Origin of the sequence: Comamonas sp., from assembly GCF_036666375.1 — a bacterium.
GTDB lineage: Bacteria > Pseudomonadota > Gammaproteobacteria > Burkholderiales > Burkholderiaceae_C > Comamonas.
The window spans coordinates 1-2,183 of sequence record NZ_JAVWWA010000083.1 but is presented as its reverse complement, the minus strand read 5'-3'; the positions used below and the strand labels follow the sequence as shown (position 1 = coordinate 2,183).

The 2,183-nt window shown below is 56.0% G+C and carries 2 protein-coding genes, 1 pseudogene and 1 riboswitch; of the genes and pseudogenes, 2 read left to right on the top strand and 1 reads right to left on the bottom strand.

Features of this window, described 5'->3' with window-relative positions; translation table 11 throughout:
- The first annotated feature begins 52 nt into the window (after positions 1-52).
- Positions 53-133, top strand: a riboswitch (ZMP/ZTP riboswitch).
- 187 nt (positions 134-320) lie between these two features.
- Complete coding sequence (locus RR928_RS17900) at positions 321-731, top strand: hypothetical protein (protein WP_332683597.1); 411 nt, start codon at positions 321-323, stop codon at positions 729-731.
- A gap of 89 nt (positions 732-820) precedes the next feature.
- Positions 821-1,678: an alpha/beta hydrolase gene (locus RR928_RS17895; RefSeq protein ID WP_332683594.1), complete on the top strand. Its 858-nt coding sequence runs from the start codon at positions 821-823 to the stop codon at positions 1,676-1,678.
- 193 nt (positions 1,679-1,871) lie between these two features.
- Here the strand turns inward: RR928_RS17895 and RR928_RS17890 are convergent.
- A pseudogene (locus RR928_RS17890) lies at positions 1,872-2,183 on the bottom strand (isocitrate lyase); the annotation flags it as partial.

The following is a 2,183-nucleotide window of genomic DNA, read 5'->3' as shown; positions in this document are numbered from 1 at the left end:
AATGTCAGCCAGGAGGACCCGCTTGTCATGCTATTTGCAATCACGTATTCTGATGGTGTCATGTGACTGGCGAAATGATGGAGCACCATCGGGGAGCATGACCTACGTTGAGCCGCTCGCCTGGGCATCTTGATAGTCTTCCCAGGAGATCCGATGATCAAAGCCTCTGGCTCTACGCCACTCCAGACCGCTTGTTACACCCCGATCCATGTACGTCATTGCCTATTTTTTAATTGAAGCTTGCGATGACCGGCATGTGCATTCCTCAATTCTGTTCGCCTGAGTCACTTGACTTAAATAGGTCGCCCATTAGAGTGCCGGTGCGATTCTACGATGTGCCTTTCAACTTCGATCGGTATCCCGGCGCCCCAGGGGTGAGCGGCTTTACCGGTGGTGCCAACTGCCAGTGGTACGCCTATGAATTTCTGCGTGAGCACGGGTATTCCATTGGTAACTTGCGTTCCAGCAATTTGTGGGAGGATACGGAGTACACCTACGAAGTTGCTCCACCCCAAACGTTTGACATCGCGATGGTGCACGACCGCCCCGAGGCATGGGGCGCGCATGTGATGGTTTGTGTGGGGAACAACCTATTTCTGCATCTGTCCGGACGCATTGGTAGGCCAGCTGTTGAATCCTTGGATGAGGTCATGGCCCGCCCTTACTACCAGTACCTTATTGGCTTCAAGCGGTGCCATTCCCCCAGCCCGACTTTGGGCAAAGACGAATGACAGGTATGGGAATAGGCTGAGCGGCATCAACCAGTCGATAGTCGTCTTCGGAGAGCGTCTGCTGACGGCGAGCTATTAGGAGACGTTCCATGCAGGAAAGCAAGCGCTCTTGGAAACCGTGCGGACTGCGCCGCATCTGCGCAATCTCGCTTGGTTTTTTTGCCGCAATTACGTTCGCGCGAGCTACCGAAGAGCCTACGCAACAGCTTGCGACACCTAGTGGCACGGTGTACCGAAACATCGCGGGCCGCGACCTTCGAGTATTCGAGTTTCCGCCGCAGGCCGCCTCAGGTAGCGCGCAGCCTGCCATTCTTTTTGTACAAGGCGGCGCATGGACGCGTGGCAGCCCTGAGCAACTCTTCAGGTCGGCGCGATACTTTTCAGACAAGGGATTCGTATCTGTAGTTCTTGAATACAGACTGGCAGACGCAACGAATTCGCCAGTCGAATCATTCTCGGATGTGTGCCATGCACTCGCGTTCATGAGGAAGAATGCAGACAGGCTTGGTCTCGCTCCATCGCGGATTGCCCTGTGGGGAATTTCGTCGAGCGGTCAACTTGTGGCTTCTGCGGCGACGGTCGGTTGCAATTCTGTAGACGGCAGCACTGGCAATGACGGCCCTGACGCCTTGCTTCTAGTCTCGCCCGTAGTAGATGCCGTTGCCGACGGGTTATTTCGTGACCTGATGAAAGGACACGGTAAACCCTCGTCCTTTTCGCCCATGCACACCTTAACCAATCGCATCGCGCCCACCCTGATCATGCAGGGAGACGTCGATAAGACCACACCTATTGATAGGAGTCGGGCGTTCTGCGACCGAGCGCGGAGTGTCGCCAGCCATTGCGAACTCATAGCTCTTGCGGGCCAGGGGCACGTGCTTGATAAATCAGCGCGGGACCAAGTACTAGACCGCCAGGCGAGGTTTCTTCGGGAGCTCTGGAAGTGACCTGATGACCGACTGCTTTGGGTTGCATCGGCCGGCTGAATCCACAGTCGAAAGCCGTCAGTGACGATAGGACCGCAGCCTCCACAGCTGAATCCAGACCCACAAAGCAAAAACCACCTGACACCAAAGCATCAAGTGGTTTTTCCCCCTGCCCTCCCCCAGCGCCCTCACGAGCGCCAGGAGCCGCTGAAGATCAGTGGAACTGCTCTTCTTCGGTGGAACCGGTCAGTGCCTTCACGCTGGAAGTACCACCCTGGATCACCGTGGTCACATCGTCGAAGTAGCCCGCGCCCACTTCCTGCTGGTGCGACACGAAGGTGTAGCCCTTTTCACGCGCGGCGAATTCGGGTTCCTGGACCATGTTCACATAATGCTTCATGCCTTCGCCGTTGGCGTATGCATGGGCGAACTGGAAGGTGTTGAACCAGTTGATGTGGATGCCGGCCAGCGTGATGAACTGGTACTTGTAGCCCATGGCCGAGAGTTCTTCCTGGAAGGAAGCAAT